Origin of the sequence: Azospirillum sp. RU38E, from assembly GCF_900188385.1 — a bacterium.
Classification (GTDB): Bacteria; Pseudomonadota; Alphaproteobacteria; order Azospirillales; family Azospirillaceae; genus Niveispirillum.
Genome location: NZ_FZOI01000018.1, coordinates 21478 through 44063, shown reverse-complemented (window position 1 = coordinate 44063; position 22586 = coordinate 21478). Strand labels below are relative to the sequence as shown.

Below are 22586 nucleotides of genomic sequence, written 5' to 3'. Positions count from 1 at the left end.
CCCATCGGCAGCCGCCTTTCCCCTTACTTTCCGTCCACCAGCTTCTGCGTCAGATAGACCACCTGCAGGGCCGTCACTTCCGCGCGCTGTTTCAGGTTGGCAGCGGCTGAATGGCCGCCTTCCATATTCTCGTAATACATCACCGGATGGCCCAGGCTTTCCAGCTTGGCCACGAACTTGCGGGCATGGCCCGGATGCACGCGGTCATCCTTGGTGGAGGTGTAAACCAGCGCTTCCGGGTACTTCACATCCTTCTTGATGTTCTGGTACGGGCTGAACTTGGCCAGCCATTCGCGTTCCGCCGGGATTTCCGGGTTGCCATATTCCCCCATCCAGGAGGCACCGGCCAGCAGCGTGTGATAGCGCATCATGTCCAGCAGCGGCACAGCCACGATGACGGCCCCGAACAGGTCCGGGCGCTGGGTCATGGTCACGCCGGTCAGCAACCCGCCATTGGACCCACCCTGGATGCCCAGCTTGGCCGGCTTGGTCACCTTGGTCTTGATCAGATCCTCGGCCACGGCCTGGAAATCATCATAGGCGCGCTGGCGGTTCTGCTTCAGGGCCGCCTGGTGCCAGCGGGGGCCGAATTCCCCGCCGCCACGGATATTGGCCACCACATAGGTGCCGCCCTGTTCCAGCCAGGCCTTGCCCAGCACGGACATGTAGGACGGGGTCATCGAAATCTCGAAACCGCCATAGCCATACAGCAGGGTGGGGTTATTGCCATCCGCCTTCTGGTTCTTCGGCCGCACGATGAAGTACGGCACCTTGGTGCCATCCTTGCTGGTGGCAAAGCGCTGTTCGGTGGTGAAGGGGGCGGCATCAAACCGGGCCGGCAGCGCCTTGATACCCTGCGGCTTGCCCCCCTTTTCCATCAGATACAGCGTGTCGGGCTGCAGGAAGTTAGTGTAGCTGACCAGCACATCGGTGCTGAAGGCATCGGTGGAGATGATGTTCAGGCTGCCATTGGCCGGCAGGTCGATGGCGGTCTGCTGCCAGCCGCCGGTGCCCTTGCGGGTGGCCAGCAGCTTGCCGGTCACATTATCCAGCAGGTCAATATAGATGGCATCCTGCGCCAGGGCCACGCCCTGGATGGCAGCAGTCTCACCCGGCGAATAGATGACATCGACCGATGTGACCTTGCCAGCGGCCGCCTGGGCCAGCGGCAGGGCGACCAGATCGCCCTTCTTCAGCGTCTTGCCGGCCACAGCCCAGTCATCGCGCAGCGACAGGATCAGGTCGCCATTCATCACGCCGCGCAGCTCAATGCCCAGCGGCAAAGCCAGCTTGGTGGTCTTGGCGTCGGCACCGACCAGATGCCATTCCTCGGTGAAGAAATCCGGGCCGCGCTGCACCAGCAGGGTGGTGCCTTCGGGGCGGCGCACGGCATAGGGCCGGGCCCAGACATCCTGCTTGCCCACTTCCAGCAACAGCGGTGCCTTGGCCAGATCGGTGCCGCGCTTCCACAGCCTTACCTGCCGCGCATAACCGCTGTCGGTCATGCTGTCGGGGCCAAAGTTGGTCGCCACCATCAGGGTGTTTTCATCGGCCCAGTCGATGGTCTGCTTGGATTCCGGCAGTTGGAACCCGTCCTTGACGAAGCTCTTGGTCTTGACGTCGAATTCCCGCACGGTGACGGCATCCTTGCCGCCGTCGGACAGATAGACCAGGCAGCGCGTGGCATCGGCGCCGACGCAATTATGGCCCTTATAGACCCAGTTCTTGCCCTCTTCCTTGGCCAGCTTGTCGATATCCAGCACGATATCCCACTGGGTATCCTGGGATTTATAGCTGTCCAGGCTGGTGCGCCGCCATACGCCGCGCACATTGGTCTGGTCCTGCCAGAAATTATCGACCTTGCCGCCTTCCAGGCTGCCATAGGCGATGCGATCCTTGGCGGTCAGCACCTTTTCCGCCTCGGCGCGGATCGGCTCGAAACGCGGATCGTTCTTCAGGCGGGCAAAGGTGGCCTCGTTATGCTTGCGGCCCCAGTCCAGCGCCTTGGCACCTTCCACTTCCTCCAGCCAGACGAAGGGATCCTTGGCTGCCTCAGCAGCGGCGAAAGCCGGTTCCTGCACCTTGTCTTCTCCCTGCGCCGCCGTTGCGGCCAACGCCACGACGGCCACCGCCGTCAGCAATGCCTTGCGAAAAACCATGGGCCTGTTCCACCTGTTCCGGGGATGACCGGCACCGTCCGACGTCACCGGTCTTTGGTTAGGATGCAATTGGTACCATCCATAGCGCGCCCGGTTAAGCGACCGTAACAAGCCGGAAACAAAATCACCCTACCGGGCTGAATCGCCCGCCGGTCAGGGGGTACGGCACGCCCGTGGTGCCGGGCAGCGACAAGGGCAGGCCCAGGCGTGAGCGCACCGCCAGATAGGCAAAAGCCTCTGCCTCCAGCGCGTCGCCGTTCCAGCCCAAGCCATCCACCGGCGATACCGGCACGCCCAGCCGTTCGGCCAGCATCCACATCAGGGTTTCATTGCGCCGCCCCCCGCCGCAGACCAGCCAGCGGCGCGGCGGGGTGGGCAGATGGTCCAGCGCCCGCACGATGCTTTCCGCCGTGAAGGCCGTCAGCGTGGCCGCCGCATCGGCAGTATCCAGATTGGTCAGCGCCGTGCGGTTCCAGGCGTCGCGGTCCAGCGATTTGGGCGGTGGGGCCTGGAAATAACCATGATCCAGCAGCCGGACCAGCAGGTCCATATCCACCTTGCCCGTGGCCGCGATCCGCCCGCCATCATCATAGGGCTCGCCCGTGCGCGACAGGATCAGGTCATCCACCAGCGCATTGCCGGGGCCGGTATCAAAGGCAAGCACATCCAGCTCCCCCGGCCCCAGCCAAGTGACATTGGCCACCCCGCCAATATTCAGAATGGCGACAGGTCGTTCCAGATCGCCCACCAGTGCCTGATGGTACAGCGGCACCAGCGGCGCCCCCTGGCCACCCGCCTTCACGTCCGCCGTGCGAAAATCAAACACCACATCAATGCCGGTGGAAGCCGCCAGCCGGGCCCCATCGCCGATCTGCCAGGTATGCCGCCGGTCGGGCGCGTGCAGGATGGTGTGGCCGTGAAAACCGATCAGGTCCACCTGATCCGGGGTCAGGTCATGCACGCGCAGCGCACTGGCCACCGCGTCGGCGTGCAGGTCGGTCAGTTCCTGTTCCACACCCGCCACATCGCCCACCCCGCCCAGCACGGCGCGCAGCCGGTCGCGGAAGGCCCGGCGATAGGGGGCGAACAGGAAGCCCAGCGGTTCCACCAGCCCATGCCCGTCGGTACGGATCAGGGCGGCATCGATGCCATCCATCGACGTGCCGCTCATCAGACCCAATGCGGTGAAAACCTGCCCTGCCATCGTGCCCTCGTGCCCATTGCTGGCAACTGTGCTACCACGCCCTTGCCCATAGGGGCGATCAACTTCGATCAAAGACCAAGGTTTGAGAGATCATGACCACGACCACCGCACCCGCGAACATCAAATCCGACTTCCTGCGCGTGATGGTGGAGCGTGGCTATTATCATCAGGCGACCGACCTGGAAGCGCTGGACAAGAAATTCCTGGAAGGCCCGGTCACGGCCTATAATGGCTATGATGCCACGGCGGACAGCCTGCATGTCGGCCATCTGCTGCCCACCATGATCCAGCGCTGGCTGGGCAAGACGGGCAACAACCCCATCCTGTTGATGGGCGGCGGTACCACCAAGATCGGCGACCCGTCCGGCCGTGACGAAACCCGCAAGCTGCTGACGACCGAGGATATCAACGCCAATATCGACAGCATCAAGGGCGTGTTCGACCGCATGTTCACCTTTGGCGACGGCGCCCCCGGCACCGCCCGGCTGGTGAATAATGCCGACTGGCTGGACCAGCTGGAATATATCCCGTTCCTGCGCGATATCGGCCGCCACTTCACCATCAACCGCATGTTGAGCTTTGATTCGGTGAAGCTGCGCCTGGACCGTGAACAGCCGCTGACCTTCCTGGAATTCAATTACATGATCCTCCAGGCCTATGATTTCGTCGAACTGAGCCGCCGTTACGGCTGTTCGCTGCAAACCGGCGGCAGTGACCAGTGGGGCAATATCGTCAATGGGGTGGAACTGGGCCGCCGCATCGCCCAGGCCGACCTGTATGGCTTCACCTGCCCGCTGCTGACCACGGCATCGGGTGCCAAAATGGGCAAAACCGCCGCCGGGGCCGTCTGGCTGAACGAGGATCGGCTGTCCAACCTGGATTTCTGGCAGTACTGGCGCAACACGGAAGATGCGGATGTCGTCCGCTTCCTGAAGCTGTTCACCGAACTGCCGCTGGATGAAATCGCCCGCCTGGGTGCCTTGGCAGGGGCGGAGATCAACGAGGCCAAGAAGATCCTGGCCACTGAGATCACCGCCCTGGTGCGCGGCCGGGAGGCTGCCGAACAGGCCGCCGAAACCGCCCGCCGCACGTTCGAGGAAGGGGTGGCGGCCGACGGCCTGCCCACGGTGGAAATCCCGCAAGGCAGCCTGACCGATGGTGCCTATCTGGCCGACCTGATGGTGCAGACCGGCCTGTCCGCCAGCAAGGGCGAAGCGCGTCGCCTGATCAAGGGCAATGGCGTGAAGGTGAATGACGCTGCCGTGTCGGACGAGGCGTACAAGCTCTACGCCTCCCATATCGGCGATGACGGCGTGATCAAGCTTTCCGCCGGCAAGAAGCGCCACGCCCTGGTGAAGCCGGTCTGATGGGCGCGGGTGCCGTGATGAACGGTGCCCGTTGGCCGGAATCTGCCGCCGCCATCGGCGCGCTGCGGGTTCCGGCCCTGATCGGCTTGCAAGCTGTTGCCGCGCTGTGCGAGGGGCTTGCCCCTTTTCCGCTGGAGCGGCCCGGTTTGCGGCTGAGCCATAACCCGCTTCTGTCCCACCTACTGGGGCCGGATGGGGCGGTTGGTGGTCTGGCGGGCGACTTGCTGGGGCAGGGGGCAAGGCCGGTGCGGGCCTTGCTGTTCGACAAGACGGCACAGACAAATTGGCAGGTTCCCTGGCATCAGGATCGCACCATCGCCGTAACCGCCCGCCACGACGTGCCCGGCTTCGGCCCCTGGTCCGTGAAGACCGGCATACCGCATGTTGCCCCACCGGTGGAAATTCTGGCAGGGATGGTCACCATCCGCCTGCATCTGGATGATGTTGGACCGGATAATGCCCCTCTGCTGATTGCCCCCGGCTCCCACCGTCTTGGCGCGGTGGCAGAGGCGGATATTGCGTCGGTGGTTGCCACCACCGGGCATCATGCCTGTCTTGCCCAGGCCGGAGATGCCTGGGCTTATGCCACCTTGATCCTTCATGCGTCCGAGGTGGCACGGCAGCCGACGCGGCGGCGGGTGCTGCATGTGGATTACGCCGCTGCTGCGCTACCGCCGCCCCTAGAATGGCAGGGCGTATAACCGCCCCGCCAGCCCCCCTTGCTTACAGATCCAGCGCGTTGGTCAGGTCGCCCAGCGGCTTTGCGCCATTGGCTGCCAAGGCGGCATCGCGGGTCTTGATGCCCTCCAGCGTCGGCAGGCCATAGCGCTTGGTGATGAAACGCAGGATGGACGTGGTGTCATACTGCGTATGGTCGATAAACCCCTTCTTGGCGTGGGGGGAGATGATGATCGCCGGGATGCGGGTGCCGGGGCCGAAACGGTCCCCCTTGGGCGGGGCCACATGGTCCCAGAAGCCGCCATTTTCATCATAGGTGACAATGACCAGCATGTGCTTCCATTGCGGGCTCTTTTCCAGATGCTTCACAATGTCGGCGATGTGCTGATCGCCGCTGATCACATCGGCATAGCCCGCATGTTCGTTCAGATTGCCCTGTGGCTTGTAAAAGCTGACCTGGGGCAGCTTGCCGGCATCGACGGCCTTGATGAATTCCGCCCCGTCCATGCCGCCATCGCGCAGATGTTCCGCCCGCGCCTTCGTGCCGGGGGCGTAATTGGCGAAGTAATTGAAGGGCTGGTGGTGGAACTGGAAGTTCGGCGCCGGTGAGGCATTCTGCCCAGCCAGGGTGGCATTGAAGGCCGACGCGTACCAGGCCCAACTGACCCCCTTGGCCGACAGCAGATCGCCGATGGTGGTCTGGGTCTGCGGCGGCAGGGTGGTTGGGGCGGCCGGGTCGGCATAGGCCGGATCGCCGCCGGGGGCCGGCTTGTTATTGCTGGGCTGATAGGGGGGCTGCATGGTGTTGACGGCGTAGAAATCCGGCGTCAGGTTGCCATCCTTGGCAAATTTCGGCGGCCCCTGCAGGGCCGAAGCCGGTGAATTCTCGGCCAGTACCAGGGTCACGCCATCCGGCCCGACCTGGGAAATCAGATCCTTGGCCGGGCTTTTATCCGCATCGGGATAAAAGGGCGCGCAGGCGCAGGCCAGTTGGAAATGGTTGAAGAAGGAACCGCCAAACCCGCCCATGAAGAAATGGTCGGCCAGCGTGTAACGCTGTGCCACCTGCCAGAGTGGCAGTTTGGAGCCATCATAATGGCCCATCACCAGCCCGCCCGTATCACCCCAGGCGGCGAATTTGTCATTGCGGCCGCCATTGATCTGCATCTGGTTCTGATAGAAGCGATGCCACAGGTCGCGGGTGGCGATACCCAGCGACTGATTAAAGCCCTTGGGATCATCGATGGCGAACGGCGCATTGGGCAGATGTTCGGTTTGGGCCTGGGTGACGGCAGGTGTCACCCCCTTGGCCGTCAGCCCGCCCCAGACCGGCGGCAGTTCGGCCAGCGGCTTGCCGTCGCGGTCGGCCTGCACAATGCCGGATTTTTCCGCCTGTGCCAGCCCGTCAGCTCCGGGGAAATGGCCATAAAGATTATTGAAACTGCGGTTTTCGGCATAGATCACCACCACCGTTTCAATCTTTTCCAGCCCCTTGGGCGTGGCCGCCAGGGCAGGGGAGGTCAGCGCGGTGGCGGCCAGCAGCATCGGCAATAGCAGGGGGCGGGTACGCATCGGCATTCTCTTAAAATACGGGCGGACGGGTTGGGCTTTCCCTACTCCTACCGCATGTCGTTTTCATGATCATTCGCTGCGGCAGGATATCGCAAGATGTCGCAGTTTCGTTGATCGATCATGATTGGGCGTTAAGAAGGGGCGATGGCGTCTGGGGAGGGTGAGGGTGCGTGGGTTGCGGGTGTTGGCGGGGCTGGCCGCCCTGGTGTTGCTGGCCGGTGGGGCGGCTGCCATGACGCGGCAGGAGGTTTATGCGCGGGTTGAATTGCTCCGGCAGGCGGGCGGGGCGATCTTCGCTGATCCCAGCCTGTCGGCGTCCGGCAAGCTGGCCTGCGCCTCCTGCCATGTGCCGGGCAACGCCTTCGGCCCGGTCAGCGGGCGGGCGGTGGAGCCGGGCGGGCCGGACCTGTCGCTGTTCGGCCACCGGGCGGTGCCGTCGCTGACCTATACCCAGACGGTGCCGGCCTTCAACGAACATATGTTCGATACCGATCCCTATGGCGATGACAGTGTGGATGGGGGCCCGTCTGGCGGCCTGACCTGGGATGGCAGGGTGGACCGCACCGCCGATCAGGCGCGCATCCCGCTTTACTCCCCGGTGGAGATGGCAGCCTCCGGCCCGGCATCGGTGGCAAAGGCCCTGCGCGCTGCCCCCTATGCCGGGCTGCTGCGCCAGTTGGCGGGGAAGGGGGCGTTTACCCAGGATGAGGCGCTGGTGACCATTGCCCTGTCGGCGCTGGAGGTGTTCCAGCAAACGCCCGCGCTGTTCTATCCCTACAGCAGCAAGTACGACGCCTATCTTCAGGGCAAGGCGACCTTGACGGCGCAGGAGGCGCGGGGACTGGCCCTGTTCAATGATGAGGCGAAGGGCAATTGTGCGTCGTGCCATAAAAGTGCGGTGGATATGGACGGCACGCCGCCGCAATTCACCGATTACGGCCTGATCGCGCTGGGCGTGCCGCGCAACCGCGCCATCCCCGCCAATGCCGATCCGGCCTTTTTCGATCTGGGCCTGTGCGGCCCCGACCGGACGGATTTCAAGGCCCGTGCGGATTATTGCGGCCTGTTTCGCACGCCGTCGCTGCGCAATGTCGCCCTGCGCAAGCGCTTCTTCCATAACGGGGTGTTTACTGACCTGACCCAGGCCGTCAGCTTCTACGCCACCCGCGATACCGACCCCGCCCGTTGGTTTCCGCGCAAAGAAGATGGCACGGTGGATGCGTTTGACGATCTGCCCGCCCCCTATCGCGCTAACCTGAACATGGACCCGCCTTTTGGCGGCAAGGTTGGTGACAAGCCAGCGCTAAGCGAAGCGGAGATTGCCGATATTGTTGCTTTTCTGGGGACGTTGACGGATGGGTGGGGTGGAAAATGATTTGGTGTTTATTTTGAATTATGCCTTGTGGCGGTGAAATAATTTATATGTATTCTGTAAATGTGGTGATGTTTCAGTGGTTGTAATTTCAACATGCGCCAAGCGAATTTTCTGCATGTTTTTCTGAATTCGCGATACCATCATCTGGCATTTTGCTGGGGGTGGAAATGTCTGTGTCTTCGGTCAGTAAATTGTATGCGTCCCCGTTGACCTTTACGCCGGGGCAAGCCGATAGTTCTGTGCTGCCGCCTGCAGAAAGTGCGGCTGCCATTAATGTCCAGTTAAGCGACTTTGCCAAAAGCCTCACACCCTCCGCCGCTACTCTGTTTGGGAGCCTGTCGGACGAGACGAAGGATTTGATGGGAAAGCTGGTATCGGCGGGTAGCATTTCGCAGGATACGTTGGCCAATGCCCTTAATTATTTTGCGAAACTTCAGAATAATCAAACCATTGATGCCGCAGCGGGAGGCCAAGCTGGCGGTAATCAGGCTGGGCCTGATTTGGGGCAGATGCTGAATAGTTTTGAAAATGGCGGCAACGTTGACTTTGATGCCATCTCCAAAGCATCGGCAGAGTATCGCCGCGCGTCACTGGATCAACTGAACCAGGATTTGGCGGCGGGTAAAACCGGCTATTCGCTGAATGAATTGTCGGCAGGTGCTGCTGTCCGCGGGTTGGGGTTGGATAAGCTGATTGCACAGGATGTGGGGATGGACCTTTCCAAAGGAGCGTTGTGAAAGAGGGGGCACCCACTCTCTATAACCCACCCCCTTCCGCCCCCGCCCCATTTCCGCCTATAAGCAAGGTTAAACCCGCACCCGCCCGGTGCCCCTTGCCTTTTGAGAGCCCATGATCTTCACGCCGTTTGAACGCTTGGTTGCCTTCCGTTACCTGCGGGCGCGGCGGCAGGAAGGCACGGTGTCGGTGATTGCCGGCTTTTCCTTTGTCGGGGTGGCGCTGGGGGTGGCGACGCTGATCATCGTCATGTCGGTGATGAACGGGTTCCGGGCGCAACTGGTGGCGCGTATCCAGGGCATTGGCGCCCATGCCAGCATTACCCGCGATGGCGGGGCGATTCCCGACTATCCGATCCTGGTGGAAAAGCTGGCGGCCACGCCGGGCGTGGTGATGGCCATGCCGGTGGTGGAGGGCCAGGCCATGGCCACCGTCAATGGCCGGGCCACGGGCGTGAAGGTGCGCGGGCTGCTGCCGGAAGATTTCAAGCGCCGGCCCATTGTCGGCAGTTCGGTCATCCGGGGCCTGCCCGATCTGGGGGATGATGGGGTGGCGCTGGGCTTTGGCCTGTCGCGCACGCTGGGTATTTCGGTCGGTGGCGAAGTCACCTTGATCAGCCCCAAGGGCACGCCCACCCCGTTCGGCACCATGCTGCGGCGTAAATCCTTCCCCGTTTATGCGGTGGTGGATGTGCGGATGCCCGATCAGGATGCCGCCAGCCTTTATATGCCGTTGGGGGCGGCGCAGAGTTTCTTCCGTCTGCCGGAACAGGCCACCGCCATCGATGTCTTTGTGCAGAACCCGCAGGATGTCACCGCCCTCCATGCCAGCCTGTCGGCGGCGGTCGGTCCTGGCTATCGCGTTACCGACTGGCGGCAGGCCAATGGTTCCCTGGTCACGGCCTTGGGCGTGGAGCGGGTGGCCATGTTCATTGTGCTGACGCTGATCATCCTGGTGGCCAGCTTCAATATCATCTCCTCCATGGTCATGCTGGTGCGCGGCAAATCCGCGGCGATTGCCATTTTGCGCACCATGGGGGCGGCACAGCGTTCCATCCTGCGGGTGTTCCTGCTGGCCGGTGCCTCCATCGGGGCGTTTGGCACGCTGATCGGCTTTGGCCTGGGGCTGGTGCTGACCTTGAATGTGCAGGCCATTGGCGCGGCGCTGTCATCGCTGCCGGGGGCGGCCAATATCCCGATGATCGCCTTTCTGACCGGCCTGCCCGCCATCATTGATTGGGGGGAGGTGATGCTGGTGCTGGGGCTGGGCCTGTTCCTGTCCATCGGGGCGACGATCTACCCCGCCCTGCGCGCCGCCCGGCTGGACCCGGTGGAGGCGCTGCGCCATGGCTGAGACAAAGCAGAAGGCAGGCGGCATGTTCTCCGCTGTGGAACGCTGGATCGCCGGGCGCTATCTGCGCGCCCGGCGGCAGGAAGGCTTCATCTCCGTCATTGCCGGTTTCTCCTTCCTGGGCATCACGCTGGGGGTGGCGACGCTGCTGGTGTCGCTTGCCGTGTTCAACGGGTTTCAGCGCGATCTGCTGTCCCGTGTGCTGGGCTTCCAGGGCCATTTGATGGTGTTTTCCCCCAACGGCCCCTTCGTGCCGCCGGCAGATGACATGCGCCGCCTGTCGGCCCTGCCCGGCATGGCGGGGGTGATGCCGGCCATTGACGGGCAGGGGCTGCTTTCCATCCGCGATTATGCCGGCGGCGTGCTGGTCAAGGCGCTGAACGCGGCGGATATCGCCCGCCGCCCGGCCTTCGCCGGTTCCTTGAAGCAGGGCACCCTGCCGGCAGGCGACGGGGTGGCCATCGGGGCCAAGCTGGCCGAACGGGGCGGCATCAAGCTGGGCGACCGCATCACCCTGCTCAGCCCCCGCATTGGCACGGAAGGGGCACCCCGGTCACGCAGCTTCCCGGTTGTTGGCATTCTGGCGCTGGGCGTGTCGGAATTTGATGCCACCCTGGTGCTGATGGACCTGCCCGCCGCCCAGAGTTTCTTTGAACTGGGGGAGACGATCACCACCCTGGAACTGATGCTGGATGATCCGGCCAAGGCACCGGGGCTGCACCCGGCGGTCAGCGTCAGCCTGTCGGAACCCTTGCTGGCGCAGGATTGGCAGCAGGTGAATGGTGCCTTTTTCAGCGTCATTGAAACCCAGCGCAATGTGGTGACGCTGATCCTGGCCATGATCGTCATCGTGGCCGCCTTCAACATCATTTCCGGCATGATCATGATGGTGCAGGACAAGGGGCGGGAAATCGCCATCCTGCGCACGATGGGGGCCGGGCGCGGCATGGTGCTGCGTATCTTCCTGCTGTCCGGTGCCTCCATCGGCATTGCCGGCACGGCGGCCGGGGTGGCGCTGGGCGTGCTGGCCTCCCACCATGTGGAAGATGTGCGCCAACTGGTGCAGGCAGTGACGGGCACCGACCCGTTCAACGCCGATATCTATTACCTGTCCACCCTGCCAAGCTGGACGGACCCGGTGCAGGTGGCGCTGGTGGCGCTGTCCTCCGTCGCCCTGTCCTTTGTGGCCACCCTTTACCCCTCCTGGCGGGCTGCCCGGCTCGACCCTGTGGAGGCGCTGCGTTATGAGTGAGGCGATGAACGGCACCGATATTGTGCTTTCCCTGAACGGTATCCGCCGCTCCTTCGCGCAAGGCGAAAAAAGGCTGGATGTGCTGCGCGGGGTGAATGCCGCCGTGAAGGCCGGCGAACTGGTGGCCCTGGTCGGCCCGTCCGGGGCCGGCAAATCCACCCTGTTGCAGATCGCGGGCTTGCTGGAACGGGCCGATGGCGGGGAAATCCATATTGCTGGCCAATTGGCGTCAGCGCTGGATGATGCCGGGCGCACGGCGCTGCGCCGGGACCGCATCGGCTTTGTCTATCAGTTCCACCATCTGCTGCCGGAATTCTCCGCCCTGGAAAATATCGTGCTGCCGCAGATGATTGGCGGTGTGGCCCGCAAACGGGCGGAAATCCGCGCGCGGGAATTGCTGGAACGGGTGGGGCTGGCGGCGCGGGCCGACCATCGCCCGGCCAAGCTGTCGGGCGGGGAACAGCAGCGCGTGGCCATTGCCCGCGCCCTGGCCAACCGCCCGGCCCTGCTGATTGCGGATGAGCCGACCGGCAATCTGGACTTGCACACGGCGGAATCGGTCTTCGCCATGTTCCAGCAACTGGTGCGCGGCGAAGCGGCGGGCGGGGCCCGGCTGGGGGCCCTGGTCGCCACCCATAATATGGAACTGGCCCAGCGCATGGACCGGGTGGTGGAAATGCGCGACGGCGTGCTGGTGGAACGCTGAGATGGCGGGCGCGCTGCCGGACCTGGATTTGCCGGCGGGATACCGCGCCGATTGGGTGCTCGCATATCATGGCCGCGACCCGGACGGGCTGTCGGAACGGGTGGCGGGCAACCGCATCACCAAGCTGCTGGCCCCGGCCGGCCGTGCCATCCGGCTGGAGATCGAGATCGGAGCCGATGTCGCACGGCTTTCCGCCGACCCGGCAGACCTGAGTGCGGGGGAGGTGGCGGCCCTGGCCGATGCTGCCAGCCGAATGCTGGGCCTGGCCCTGGACGGGGCGGGGTTTGAGGCGCTGGCGGCAGCGGATGGGGAGGTGGCCCGCCTGCTGTCCCGCTGCGGCCCCGGTCTGCGCCTGCCCCAGACGGCCAGCGTGTTTGAGGCCTTGTGCTGGGCCATTGTCGGCCAGCAGGTGAATCTGCGCTTTGCCGGGCAGTTGCGCCGCACGCTGATTGAACTGGCGGGGTTGGACCATCCCTCGGGCATGAAGGCCCACCCCACGCCCGCCGGGATTGCCGCCCTGGACCCGGACCTGTTGGGCCGGCTGAAATTCTCCCGCGCCAAGGCGGCTTATCTGATCACTGCCGCCAGTGCGGGCGTGGATTATGAAAGCCTGCCGCATCTGGCCCCCGATGCGGCAGAGGCGGCGCTGACCGGTATCAAGGGCATCGGCCCCTGGACACGCGCCTATGTGCTGTTGCGGGCCTGCGCCATGCCGGATATCGCCCCCCTGGGTGACGCCGGGCTGGCGGCAGCCTTGCAGAATTTCAATCGCATGGAAAGGCGACCCACACCCGTAGAACAGGGGGAGATGATGCGCCGTTTCGCGCCCTGGCGGTCGCTGGCAACGGCGCATCTCTGGGCCGGCTGGTCGGCGGGGTAACGAAAAGGGGGTAGGGGCCGTGAAACCGCTTCTTCACCCTGATCATGCCCAGATTTTGCCGTGACCGCGGTTCATAGTAAGCATGATCAAGGCCCCCTGGCGGGCCTGTTGAGGTGAGGTTGCCATGCGTATCCGCAAATTCACGTCCATCGCCATGACGGCCGGTCTGATCTTGGCCCTTGCCGTGCCGCCCTCTCTTGCGCGTCCGGGTGACGATGATGATGGCCGGGGCCGTGGCTGGCATGATCACCGGGATGATGATCGCGGGCGGGATTGGAACCGCGACCGTGACTGGCATGGCCCGGATCGTCGCCGGGACGTCTATGTCCGTGAGGATGTGCATGTCTATCGCCCCGGTCCGCCGCCGGGCTGGTGGGATCGCGGACATCGCCCGGTGGTGAATTACTATATCCCGCCGGAACGTCGCCGGGTTTACCGTGATGTGGTGGTGGTCCGCCCCTATGGCCATTGGTACAATGGTTATGGCCACTATCGCCGGGATGATGATGCTCTGCTGTGGCTGGGCCTGACCGGCATCACGCTGGCCATGCTGAACAATATCAACGAGAACCAGCAGCGCGCGCTGGAAGATGCACAGATCCGCGCCACCGCCGCCCCCATCGGCCAGCCGATCTATTGGTCGGACAGCGGGGCCAATGGCCAGGTGGTGGCCCTGCGCGAAGGCCGCACTGCCACCGGCTCCTATTGCCGGGAATTCCAGCAGACGGTGATGATCGGCGGTCGTTCGGAAGACGCCTATGGCACGGCCTGCCGGATGCCGGACGGTGCCTGGCAGGTGGTGAACGATCAGCAGTAATTCGGGTTGGCCGGGGCGACAAATGGTTGCCCCGGCCTAATCCGTTTTGAACCAGTCCGCCGTTGCCGCATCTGCCGGGTAGAACAGTTCAATCCGCATATCCTGCAGGCCGGCATCCAACGGGGTGCCCAGCATGGCGATGACGGAAAACAGCGCCAACTGCACCCCATCCTTGGCGAAACGCAGGTAGAGGGTGGGGCTGTCCGGGCGTTGTTCCAGATCGGCGGGCCGCAGTGCCGCCACCGCCGGGTCATCCAGCAGGGCCAGCAAGCCAGGATCTGCCCCCAGCGGATCGGCCAGCATGGCCTCTGCCCGGATGCGGCGGATCATCCAGGCGGCCACCTCCTCGAAATTCACCAGCAGATGCCGCAGCGCGGGACTGAGCATCAGGCGCACCAGATTGGGCGATGGCGCCGCCTCCGCCTCCGTCTCCGTCTCGGCCCCCAGCAAAAAGCCCAGCAGTTTCGTGGCACCCGCATTGGCCTGCAGCAGGTCATAGGTGCGGTTCACCAGAATGGCAGGATAGGGTGCCTGACCGGCCAGCATATGGGCGATGGCGGCGCGCACCGGCCCCATCGCCGCCCCTTCCAGCCTGCTTTCCTCCCATGCCGGGGCGAAACCGGCGGCCAGCAACAGGGCATTCTGGTGCCGCAAGGGCACCGACAGCGCTTCAGCCAATTGCAGCACCATGCCCCTTGATGGCCTTGCCCGACCCGATTCCAGGAAACTGAGATGCCGCTGGCTGGTGGCGCAGGTCAGCGCCAGATCAAGCTGGCTGGTGCCGCGTGCCTGTCGCCATTGGCGCAGCAGGGGGCCGAATCCGCCGGTTGGGCGGCGGATGGCGAGGGATGATGGGGTGGGGCGGTTGGGTATCATCATGGTCATTACGGTGACATGGTGGCGATGGGACGTCCATTACTTGGCTGGTAATTGCGGCCCCTTGCGCTGTGGGTGGAGCATGGCACCATCAACCCTGTGATGGAGGATGCCATGACCAGTTTCGACCAGAGCGGCCTGCCTGCCGAGATACCCGCTGCCGCCCACCGCCCGGTGCGGATTTACGCCGTCATCGTTGCCCTGCTGGGGCTGGATTTGCTGCTGCTGCCGGCCTGGATCGCCCCGCTGGCCTTCGTTGACCCGCTGGTGGCAGTGATGCTGGAGATCGCCTGGCTGCTGCGCGGCCTGGGGCTTTCCTGCCTAGCGCTGGGGGCTGTGTTGTGGTTGCTGGCACGCAGCAGTGCGGCGGGGGTGGCACCGCTACTGGCCTTCGCGGCAGGGGCCTCCACCCTGGTTCTATTGGGCATCGGCTGGGGCCACCTGACATTGGCGGGGGAGGCGGCGCTGCTGCTGGCCGCCGCCACGGATATCGGCTGTGGCCTGTGGATGCGCCGGGCGCTGCGGGGCCGGGATTAACCGACGGGGGAGTCGCATCCGGCCCCCGCTTTGCGGTAGGGTCTGGATCAATCCCGTTCCGTAGCCTGATCGTTGCCGCCTTGTCTGACCCCGGTTTCATCCATCTGCGCGTCCATTCCGCCTATTCGCTGGCAGAAGGCGCGATCAAGCCCAAGGAACTGGTGAAGCTGTGCAAGAAGCACGGCTTCCCGGCGGTGGCCGTCACCGATACCGGCAACCTGTTCGGCTGCCTGGAATTCGCCATGGCGGCGTCCGACGACGGTATCCAGCCCATCATCGGCTGCCAGATGTGGATCACCCCCTTCGGCCCCTTGAAAAGGGTGGCGGGAAGGGTACTGGGGCCGGGGGCTGACCAGCTTGTCCTGCTGGTGCAGAGCGAGCAGGGATACCGCAACCTGATGCGGCTGGTTTCCAAGGCCTTTATGGAAACCGATCCGGGCCTGCTGCCCCAGGTATCGCTGGAGGATATGGAGGGGTTGACCGATGGGTTGATCTGCCTGACCGGCGGGTTCGGCGGCGGGTTGAACCGGTTGTTGCTGGATGGGCAGAAGCCCCACGCGCTGGACCTGCTGGCAAAGCTGAAAACCCTGTTCCCCGGCCGGCTGTATATTGAGCTGATGCGCCATGTTGAAGGGCCGATCGGGCAGGCGGAAGCCAAGGTGGAGCCCGATCTGATCGATCTGGCCTATGCCCACGATATTCCGCTGGTCGCCACCAACGATGCCTATTTCGCCACGGCGGACATGTACGAGGCGCACGATGTGCTGCTCTGCATCGCCGATGGTGCCTATGTGATGCAGGAGGATCGCCGCCGCGTCACCCCGCAGCATTATTTCAAGACCGCCGCCGAGATGCGGGAACTGTTCGCCGACCTGCCGGAGGCGGTGGACAATACCGTCGTCATCGCCCGGCGCTGCGCCTACATGCCGCGCAAGGTGAACCCGATCCTGCCGCCCTTTGCCAGCGAGGGCGGGCGTGAAGAACCTGATGAATTGCGCATCCAGGCGCATGACGGCCTGACCTACCGCCTGAACAAATATGTGTTCACCAGCGGCATGGCACAGGACGAGAAGGAGAAGATCGAGAAGGAATACCGGGAACGGCTGGATTTCGAGCTGGAAACCATCATCAAGATGAAGTTCCCCGGTTACTTCCTGATCGTGTCGGACTTCATCAAATGGGCCAAGGATCACGGCATTCCCGTGGGGCCGGGCCGTGGTTCGGGTGCCGGATCGCTGGTCGCCTGGTCGCTGCTGATCACCGACCTGGACCCGATCCGTTATGGCCTGCTGTTCGAACGCTTCCTGAACCCGGAACGCGTGTCGATGCCCGACTTCGATATCGATTTCTGCCAGGATCGCCGGGAAGAGGTGATCAAGTATGTTCAGCAGAAATACGGGTACGACAAGGTCGGCCAGATCATCACCTTCGGTAAGTTGCAGGCCCGCGCCGTGGTGCGCGATGTGGGGCGCACGTTGCAGATGCCCTATGGTCAGGTTGACCGTATCTGCAAACTGATCCCCAATAACCCGGCCAATCCCGTCACCCTGCAACAGGCGCTGGACGGGGAGCCGCAATTGCAGGAAATGCAGCGCGGGGATGAAACGGTGGCCCGCCTGCTGACCATCGCGCTGCGGCTGGAAGGGCTCTACCGCCATGCCTCCACCCACGCCGCCGGCGTGGTGATCGGCGACCGCCCGCTTTATGAACTGGTGCCGATGTACCGCGACCCGCGGTCCGACATGCCCGTCACCCAGTTCAACATGAAATATGTCGAACTGGCAGGTCTGGTGAAGTTCGACTTTTTGGGCCTGAAGACGCTGACCGTGCTGAAAACGGCGGTCGACCATGTGCGCGATCTGGGCCCGGAACTGGATCTGCTGGATTTGGATATGGAGGACAAGAAGTCCTACGATATCCTGGGCAGGGCCGAGAGTTCCGGGGTGTTCCAGCTTGAAAGTTCGGGGATGCGCGACGTGCTGCGCCGCATGAAGCCGAACCGGATTGAGGACATTATCGCGCTGGTATCGCTCTATCGTCCCGGCCCGATGGATAATATACCCAAATATATTAAGGTGAAATTCAAGCAGGAAGAGCCGGATTACATGCATCCGGCCCTGCAGCCCATCCTGGAGGAAACCTTCGGGATCATGGTGTACCAGGAACAGGTGATGCAGATCGCCCAGGTGCTGGCCGGTTATTCACTGGGCGGTGCTGACTTGCTGCGCCGCGCCATGGGTAAGAAGATCAAGGAGGAGATGGAGAAGGAACGGGCGAAATTCATCGCTGGTTCGGCTGAAAAGCTGGCCGTGCCGGAAGAACAGTCCGGCTTGATCTTCGATCAGGTGAATAAATTCGCCGGTTACGGCTTCAATAAATCCCACGCGGCGGCCTATGCGCTGGTCGCCTATCAGACGGCCTTCATGAAGGCCAATTACCCTGTCGAGTTCATGGCCGCCACCATGACCTATGATATGGGCAATACCGACAAGCTGAACCAGTTCCGCCAGGAACTGATGCGGCTGCGGATCAAGCTGTTGCCGCCGGATGTGAACGCCTCTGCCGCCCGCTTCGCCGTGGAAACCCTGCCCGATGGCAGCCGGGCGGTGCGTTATGCGCTTGCCGCCATCAAGGGGGTGGGGGCGCAGGCCATGGAATCGGTGGTGGCCGAACGCCGCGCCAATGGCCCCTATAAGGATGTGTTTGATTTTGCCCGCCGGGTTGATCACACGGTGATGAACAAGCGGATGATGGAAAAGCTGGTCTGCGCCGGGGCCTTCGACAGCCTGTCGCGCAACCGCCAGCAGCTTTTCGCCGGGCTGGAAACCGTGCTGCGCTACGCCCAGGCCGAAGCGCAGCAACGGGAAAGCGGCATGGCCAGCCTGTTCGGTGCCACCGAGGCGCTGAAGGCCCCGGACCTGCCGAAGGTGCCGGACTGGGAACCGCTGGAAAAGCTGCGGCACGAGTTTGAGGCGATTGGCTTCTACCTCTCGGCCCACCCGATGGATACGTTTGCGCCCGCCCTGACCCGGATGCGGGTGGTGAAACATGCCGATCTGCCCAAGGCCATGCGCGATTCCAAGTCAACCCGCTATAAGATGGCCGGCATCGTGGTGGCGCGCCAGGAGCGCACGGCCAAAAGCGGCAACCGCTTCGCCTTCGTCACCCTGTCGGACGCCACCGGCGTGTTCGAAGTGACCCTGTTCCAGGAAACGCTGGCCCAGAGCCGGGAGATGCTGGAGGCGGGCAAGGCCGTGCTTGTATCGGTGGATGCCCAACGCAATGGGGAGGAAATCCGCCTGACCTGCCATGGTGTGCAGCTGCTGGAGGAGGAGGTCTCCAAGACCGCCGCTGGCTTGCGCATTCTGGTGGATGATGTGCGCGCCGTGGACGGCATCAAGAACACCCTGTCCCGCCTGCCACCGGGACGCGGCAAGGTGATGCTGGCCGTGGAAATGGACGCCCTGCGGGAGGTGGAGATCGCCTTGCCGAAAACCTTCCAGATCGACAGCGCCGGTCGCGCTGCCATCAAATCCCTGCATGGGGTGGTGGAGGTGCTGGAGTTGTAGAGGGGCTGTCTACCACTTCAGTCTGATTGCACTTGTTAAGTAACTCACTTACCGTGCCCCTGATTGATAAAATCGGTCAACGGGGAAACGTATCATGGGCATTGTCGTCACCAGCCAGTCTGTTACTGGCGGTAATGGGTTGAAGCTGTCTGGCACCGCCACCGGGGTTGTTGCCGTCAGCTATGTTAATGGCTCTCTGCTGGTGACGGAGGGTGGGGTTGCTGTTGACACCTACGGCATCACCCTGCCCTTGAAGGAGATTGATGCCTCTGCCGTCAGCGGCATGGCAGTTTCCCTGACAGCCGATGTGGCTGGCGGCATCCGCCTGATTGGTACGGGGCTGGATGATACGCTGGTGGGCGGTTCTGGTAATGACACGCTGATCGGTGGTGCCGGGGCGGATAGCCTGACGGGCGGGGGTGGTGCTGACGACTTCATCGCCTATAACAGCGGCACGCAATATATGCCGCCGGCTGATGTGATCACAGATTTCGTCGTTGGTGATGCGATCCAGTTCGGTGCTCCCGTTACCAGCATCTATGATGGCGTTCGCCGCAGCGCCTTTGATGGGGAGTTGCAGGTAGCCGGCAATGCCGACGGAACCACCTATCTGGGGTTGGGCGTTTCCAGCATCGTCGGCTACCGATACACGCTTTCAAACAGTTATGCCGCCAGCGCTTTCACCATTGCAGACAGTGCCACTGGGCGCGTGACGCTGGTTTCCCAGGCTTCTGTCACGCCGACAGAGGGGGCCGATCTGCTGACCGGTACCACCGGCAATGACAGCATTGCCGGTTTGGGTGGCAACGACACAATAATCGGCCTGACCGGCAGCGACACGCTGGATGGTGGGGCTGGCGATGATGTGATGCGGCAAAATTTTGGCGGATACAGTATTCTTTATGGCGGGGCGGGGTCTGACACGGCTGAAATCACTTATGACCCCGCCAATGGTGCCCGTACCCATTCCATCGTTGCGCAATTCAACGAAGAGGAAATGAGTGGTGTTCGTATCAACACCTATTATGTGTCTTCTGCGGTGGAAGACGAAGTTTATCTGATTGATGTCGAACGGGCGATCATCAATGGTGTTGAATACAAGATCAGCAACGGTACCCTTTATGACAATGTGCTGACGGGTGCAGCTGAGGTCCGTAATTTGGCCTCCGGTAATCGCGGCGCTGATTCCATCACCGGGGGTAATCTCCAAGACACGCTTTATGGCGGCTGGGGGGGCGATACGTTACGCGGCGGTGCCGGTGACGATCTGCTTGTGGGTGGTCGCGACAGCGACCTGCTGGATGGTGGGGCCGGGTTTGATCGGGCCGCTTTGGACTATTCAGAAAATGCCTATGCGGTGGCCATCACCGTTACGGACAACAACATTACCATTGATAATGGTGACAATGATCAATTGATCTCCATTGAAGAGGTTCAGGTCACGGGCACCCGCTATGCCGACATCATTACCGGCGGCAACAGAAGCGAAACGCTGAACGGTGGCGCTGGTGCCGACCTTATTAAAGCTTGCGGTGGCGCTGATATACTGAACGGCGGTACGGGCAATGATACGCTCTGGGGCGGCACGGGTGATGACCTGTTCGTGCTGGGCGGCCGGAGAAGTATCGACGACACAGATTATGTGGCGGATTTCCATGCGGGTGATCAACTCTCCTTCACCCATCGGCTTGAGGCAACAGAACTATCCATCACCAGTTATCAGGCGGGGAACGGTTCCGGCCTGCAACTGGGCCAGATTCGTTATGAAAACTTGGCGGACGGCATGGTTCGGCTCTATGTCGGGGCGGACGATGTAGAGGGGGCTGATTACACCGTCGATATCGCCGGTCTCGGCACCGGCGCGCTGTTGAGCATTTCGGGCGGCAACCGTCTGGTCCTGGCCCCCACTGCCATTACCAATGGCCAGGGTACGGCCAATGCCGATATCGTGCGGGGCGCGGCCATCGACACTTTGCTGATCGGCGGCAAGGGCAATGATGTGATCATCGGCGGCAGCGGCACCCAGGCCGCCGGTATGGAGGCCAATTTCGCCGATGTGACCATTCTGCGCGATGCGACCGGCGTGGTGCAGGTGATCGACAACCGGGCCAATGGGGAGGGGGCGGATGTTCTCTCTGGCATCGAACTGCTGCGCCTGAATGATCGCATCGTCCTGCTGACCGATCCCGACCTGACCTCCGTCGTGCCATCAACCACGGTTGATGAGGATTGGTATCTGGCGGAAAATCCCGACGTGGCCGATGTCGTGGCGCAGGGCTTGCTGCAAAGCGGGGCGCAACATTTCCAGCTTTATGGTCAGGCAGAGGGACGCCAGCCCAATGCCGTTTCGGACAATCTGGGCAATGGCTTCAGCGAAAGTGCCTATCTGGATCGCTATGCGGATGTCCGCGCTGCTGTGAACCAGGGCATTTTCACCAGTGGCTATCACCATTATCAGGTGGCGGGCCGGGCGGAGGGCCGGGCTGGCTATGTCGATCAAGGCCTGCTGGCCTATGGGTTTGACGAATCATACTATCTGGCGGCCAACCCTGACGTTGCGGCCTCTGTCCGCGTGGGTGATCTGGCCAGCGGGTATGAGCATTATGTGCGCTCCGGCTTTGCGGAGGGGCGGGACGCCAATGCCTTCTTCGACACCGACTGGTATCTGGCCCATAACCCGGATGTGGCAGCCGCGGTTCAGCAGGGGGTGCTGTCCAGCGCCGCCATGCATTATTACACCTATGGCTGGCGGGAAGGGCGTGACCCTTCGGCGGCATTTGATGTCAGCGCCTATGCTGCCGATAATCCTGACGTGGCGGCAGCCGGCATCAACCCGCTGCTGCATTATCTGCAATATGGCTACAACGAAGGACGCATCGTTCGCGGGTTGGCCGACAGCGACTGGGCGTAAAAAATTGCGCAGCCACCGTCCGGTTCAGGCCGGGCGGTGGCCGCTTAACAGTTCAACCGCGGTTGCCAGGGTCTTGCCGCCTGTGTCGTACAGCGTGGTGGCGCGGCCATAGATGGCCTGCCCCGGTGCAACCCGCAAAAGTCTGGCGATGCTGTCATCCGCGGCAAGGGTCAGGAAGCCATCGGGCTGGCTGCGGAAACTGACACCGCAGGCTGACAGGATGGCCCCGAAGGGGATGCGGCGCTGGCGCACGGCGAACAGGGCCGCCGCCGGCAATGCATCCAAATGCATCTCAATCAGCCCCAGCTCCGCCGGGGTGCCGCTGTCTGCCCCGCTTAACAGCACATGGCGACGCAGGCGCACTGATTCTTCTGCTGTGTGCAGCACGGTCAGGCGCATGCGCTCGCCCCAGAAGGCTTCCAGCGTGGCGGTCATGCCATGGTCGTGCGCCAGAAGGTGGCGCGGCGTTTCTGGCAGGGCGTCGGCACTGATCCAATAGGGGGTGGCAGGTGTGCTCCCCTCGGCCTGCAGGCGCAGGAAGCCTGTCAACAGGTCAAGCTCGGCAGGCGTAGTGACGGGGGTGGTCATGATACCTTAA

The 22586-nt window shown here is 63.0% G+C and carries 17 protein-coding genes; 12 read left to right on the top strand and 5 right to left on the bottom strand.

Annotation, left to right across the window (positions count from 1 at the left end; translation table 11 throughout):
* Positions 1-23 precede the first annotated feature (23 nt).
* Together CHB97_RS21345 and CHB97_RS21340 are read right to left on the bottom strand one after the other, a co-directional pair.
* Positions 24-2159, bottom strand: coding sequence for a prolyl oligopeptidase family protein (locus CHB97_RS21345; protein ID WP_089290038.1), 2136 nt, complete (start codon positions 2157-2159; stop codon positions 24-26).
* Between the two features lie 124 nt (positions 2160-2283).
* Positions 2284-3363, bottom strand: a complete 1080-nt coding sequence (locus CHB97_RS21340) for an anhydro-N-acetylmuramic acid kinase (RefSeq protein WP_089290037.1) — start codon at positions 3361-3363, stop codon at positions 2284-2286.
* Positions 3364-3455: 92 nt separating this feature from the next.
* Between CHB97_RS21340 and tyrS the strand changes: the two genes are divergently transcribed.
* On the top strand, positions 3456-4730 hold the full coding sequence (tyrS, locus tag CHB97_RS21335; RefSeq protein ID WP_089290036.1) for a tyrosine--tRNA ligase: 1275 nt from the start codon (positions 3456-3458) through the stop codon (positions 4728-4730).
* Positions 4731-4747: 17 nt separating this feature from the next.
* Positions 4748-5431 carry a phytanoyl-CoA dioxygenase family protein gene (locus CHB97_RS21330; protein WP_089290087.1) on the top strand — a complete coding sequence of 228 codons (684 nt, stop codon included), beginning with the start codon at positions 4748-4750 and terminating at the stop codon, positions 5429-5431.
* A 22-nt stretch (positions 5432-5453) separates the two neighbouring features.
* Here CHB97_RS21330 and CHB97_RS21325 read toward each other — a convergent pair whose 3' ends face one another.
* Positions 5454-6980 carry an acid phosphatase gene (locus CHB97_RS21325; RefSeq protein ID WP_089290086.1) on the bottom strand — a complete coding sequence of 509 codons (1527 nt, stop codon included), beginning with the start codon at positions 6978-6980 and terminating at the stop codon, positions 5454-5456.
* A 166-nt stretch (positions 6981-7146) separates the two neighbouring features.
* Here CHB97_RS21325 and CHB97_RS21320 point away from each other — a divergent pair, with 166 nt between their 5' ends.
* The 7 genes from CHB97_RS21320 to CHB97_RS27065 all read left to right on the top strand — a co-directional run bounded on the left by CHB97_RS21320 (position 7147) and on the right by CHB97_RS27065 (position 14095).
* On the top strand, positions 7147-8355 hold the full coding sequence (locus CHB97_RS21320) for a cytochrome-c peroxidase (RefSeq protein WP_244559651.1): 1209 nt from the start codon (positions 7147-7149) through the stop codon (positions 8353-8355).
* 167 nt (positions 8356-8522) lie between these two features.
* Positions 8523-9092 (top strand): hypothetical protein, encoded by a 570-nt coding sequence (locus tag CHB97_RS21315; RefSeq protein ID WP_143271097.1) that lies wholly within the window; start codon positions 8523-8525, stop codon positions 9090-9092.
* A gap of 112 nt (positions 9093-9204) precedes the next feature.
* Positions 9205-10443 (top strand): lipoprotein-releasing ABC transporter permease subunit, encoded by a 1239-nt coding sequence (locus tag CHB97_RS21310; RefSeq protein ID WP_089290034.1) that lies wholly within the window; start codon positions 9205-9207, stop codon positions 10441-10443.
* The gene (locus tag CHB97_RS21305) at positions 10436-11692 is read left to right on the top strand and encodes a lipoprotein-releasing ABC transporter permease subunit (RefSeq protein WP_244559650.1); all 1257 of its coding nucleotides are present in this window, start codon (positions 10436-10438) and stop codon (positions 11690-11692) included. The genes CHB97_RS21310 and CHB97_RS21305 overlap by 8 nt, the downstream gene beginning before the upstream one ends.
* Complete coding sequence (locus tag CHB97_RS21300) at positions 11685-12398, top strand: ABC transporter ATP-binding protein (protein ID WP_089290033.1); 714 nt, start codon at positions 11685-11687, stop codon at positions 12396-12398. Before CHB97_RS21305 ends, CHB97_RS21300 begins: the two co-directional genes overlap by 8 nt.
* A gap of 1 nt (position 12399) precedes the next feature.
* On the top strand, positions 12400-13278 hold the full coding sequence (locus tag CHB97_RS21295; RefSeq protein WP_089290032.1) for a DNA-3-methyladenine glycosylase: 879 nt from the start codon (positions 12400-12402) through the stop codon (positions 13276-13278).
* A 124-nt stretch (positions 13279-13402) separates the two neighbouring features.
* The gene (locus CHB97_RS27065) at positions 13403-14095 is read left to right on the top strand and encodes an RT0821/Lpp0805 family surface protein (RefSeq protein WP_305764487.1); all 693 of its coding nucleotides are present in this window, start codon (positions 13403-13405) and stop codon (positions 14093-14095) included.
* Between the two features lie 36 nt (positions 14096-14131).
* Here the strand turns inward: CHB97_RS27065 and CHB97_RS21285 are convergent, their stop codons facing one another.
* The gene (locus tag CHB97_RS21285; RefSeq protein WP_089290031.1) at positions 14132-14980 is read right to left on the bottom strand and encodes a helix-turn-helix domain-containing protein; all 849 of its coding nucleotides are present in this window, start codon (positions 14978-14980) and stop codon (positions 14132-14134) included.
* Positions 14981-15025: 45 nt separating this feature from the next.
* Here CHB97_RS21285 and CHB97_RS21280 point away from each other — a divergent pair, with 45 nt between their 5' ends.
* From CHB97_RS21280 to CHB97_RS21270, 3 genes are all read left to right on the top strand, one after another.
* Positions 15026-15508, top strand: a complete 483-nt coding sequence (locus CHB97_RS21280) for a hypothetical protein (protein WP_089290030.1) — start codon at positions 15026-15028, stop codon at positions 15506-15508.
* An 80-nt stretch (positions 15509-15588) separates the two neighbouring features.
* Positions 15589-19077: a DNA polymerase III subunit alpha gene (dnaE, locus tag CHB97_RS21275; RefSeq protein ID WP_089290029.1), complete on the top strand. Its 3489-nt coding sequence runs from the start codon at positions 15589-15591 to the stop codon at positions 19075-19077.
* A gap of 94 nt (positions 19078-19171) precedes the next feature.
* Positions 19172-21988, top strand: a complete 2817-nt coding sequence (locus CHB97_RS21270) for a calcium-binding protein (RefSeq protein WP_089290028.1) — start codon at positions 19172-19174, stop codon at positions 21986-21988.
* 24 nt (positions 21989-22012) lie between these two features.
* Here the strand turns inward: CHB97_RS21270 and CHB97_RS21265 are convergent, their stop codons facing one another.
* The gene (locus CHB97_RS21265) at positions 22013-22576 is read right to left on the bottom strand and encodes a hypothetical protein (RefSeq protein WP_089290027.1); all 564 of its coding nucleotides are present in this window, start codon (positions 22574-22576) and stop codon (positions 22013-22015) included.
* Positions 22577-22586 lie beyond the last annotated feature (10 nt).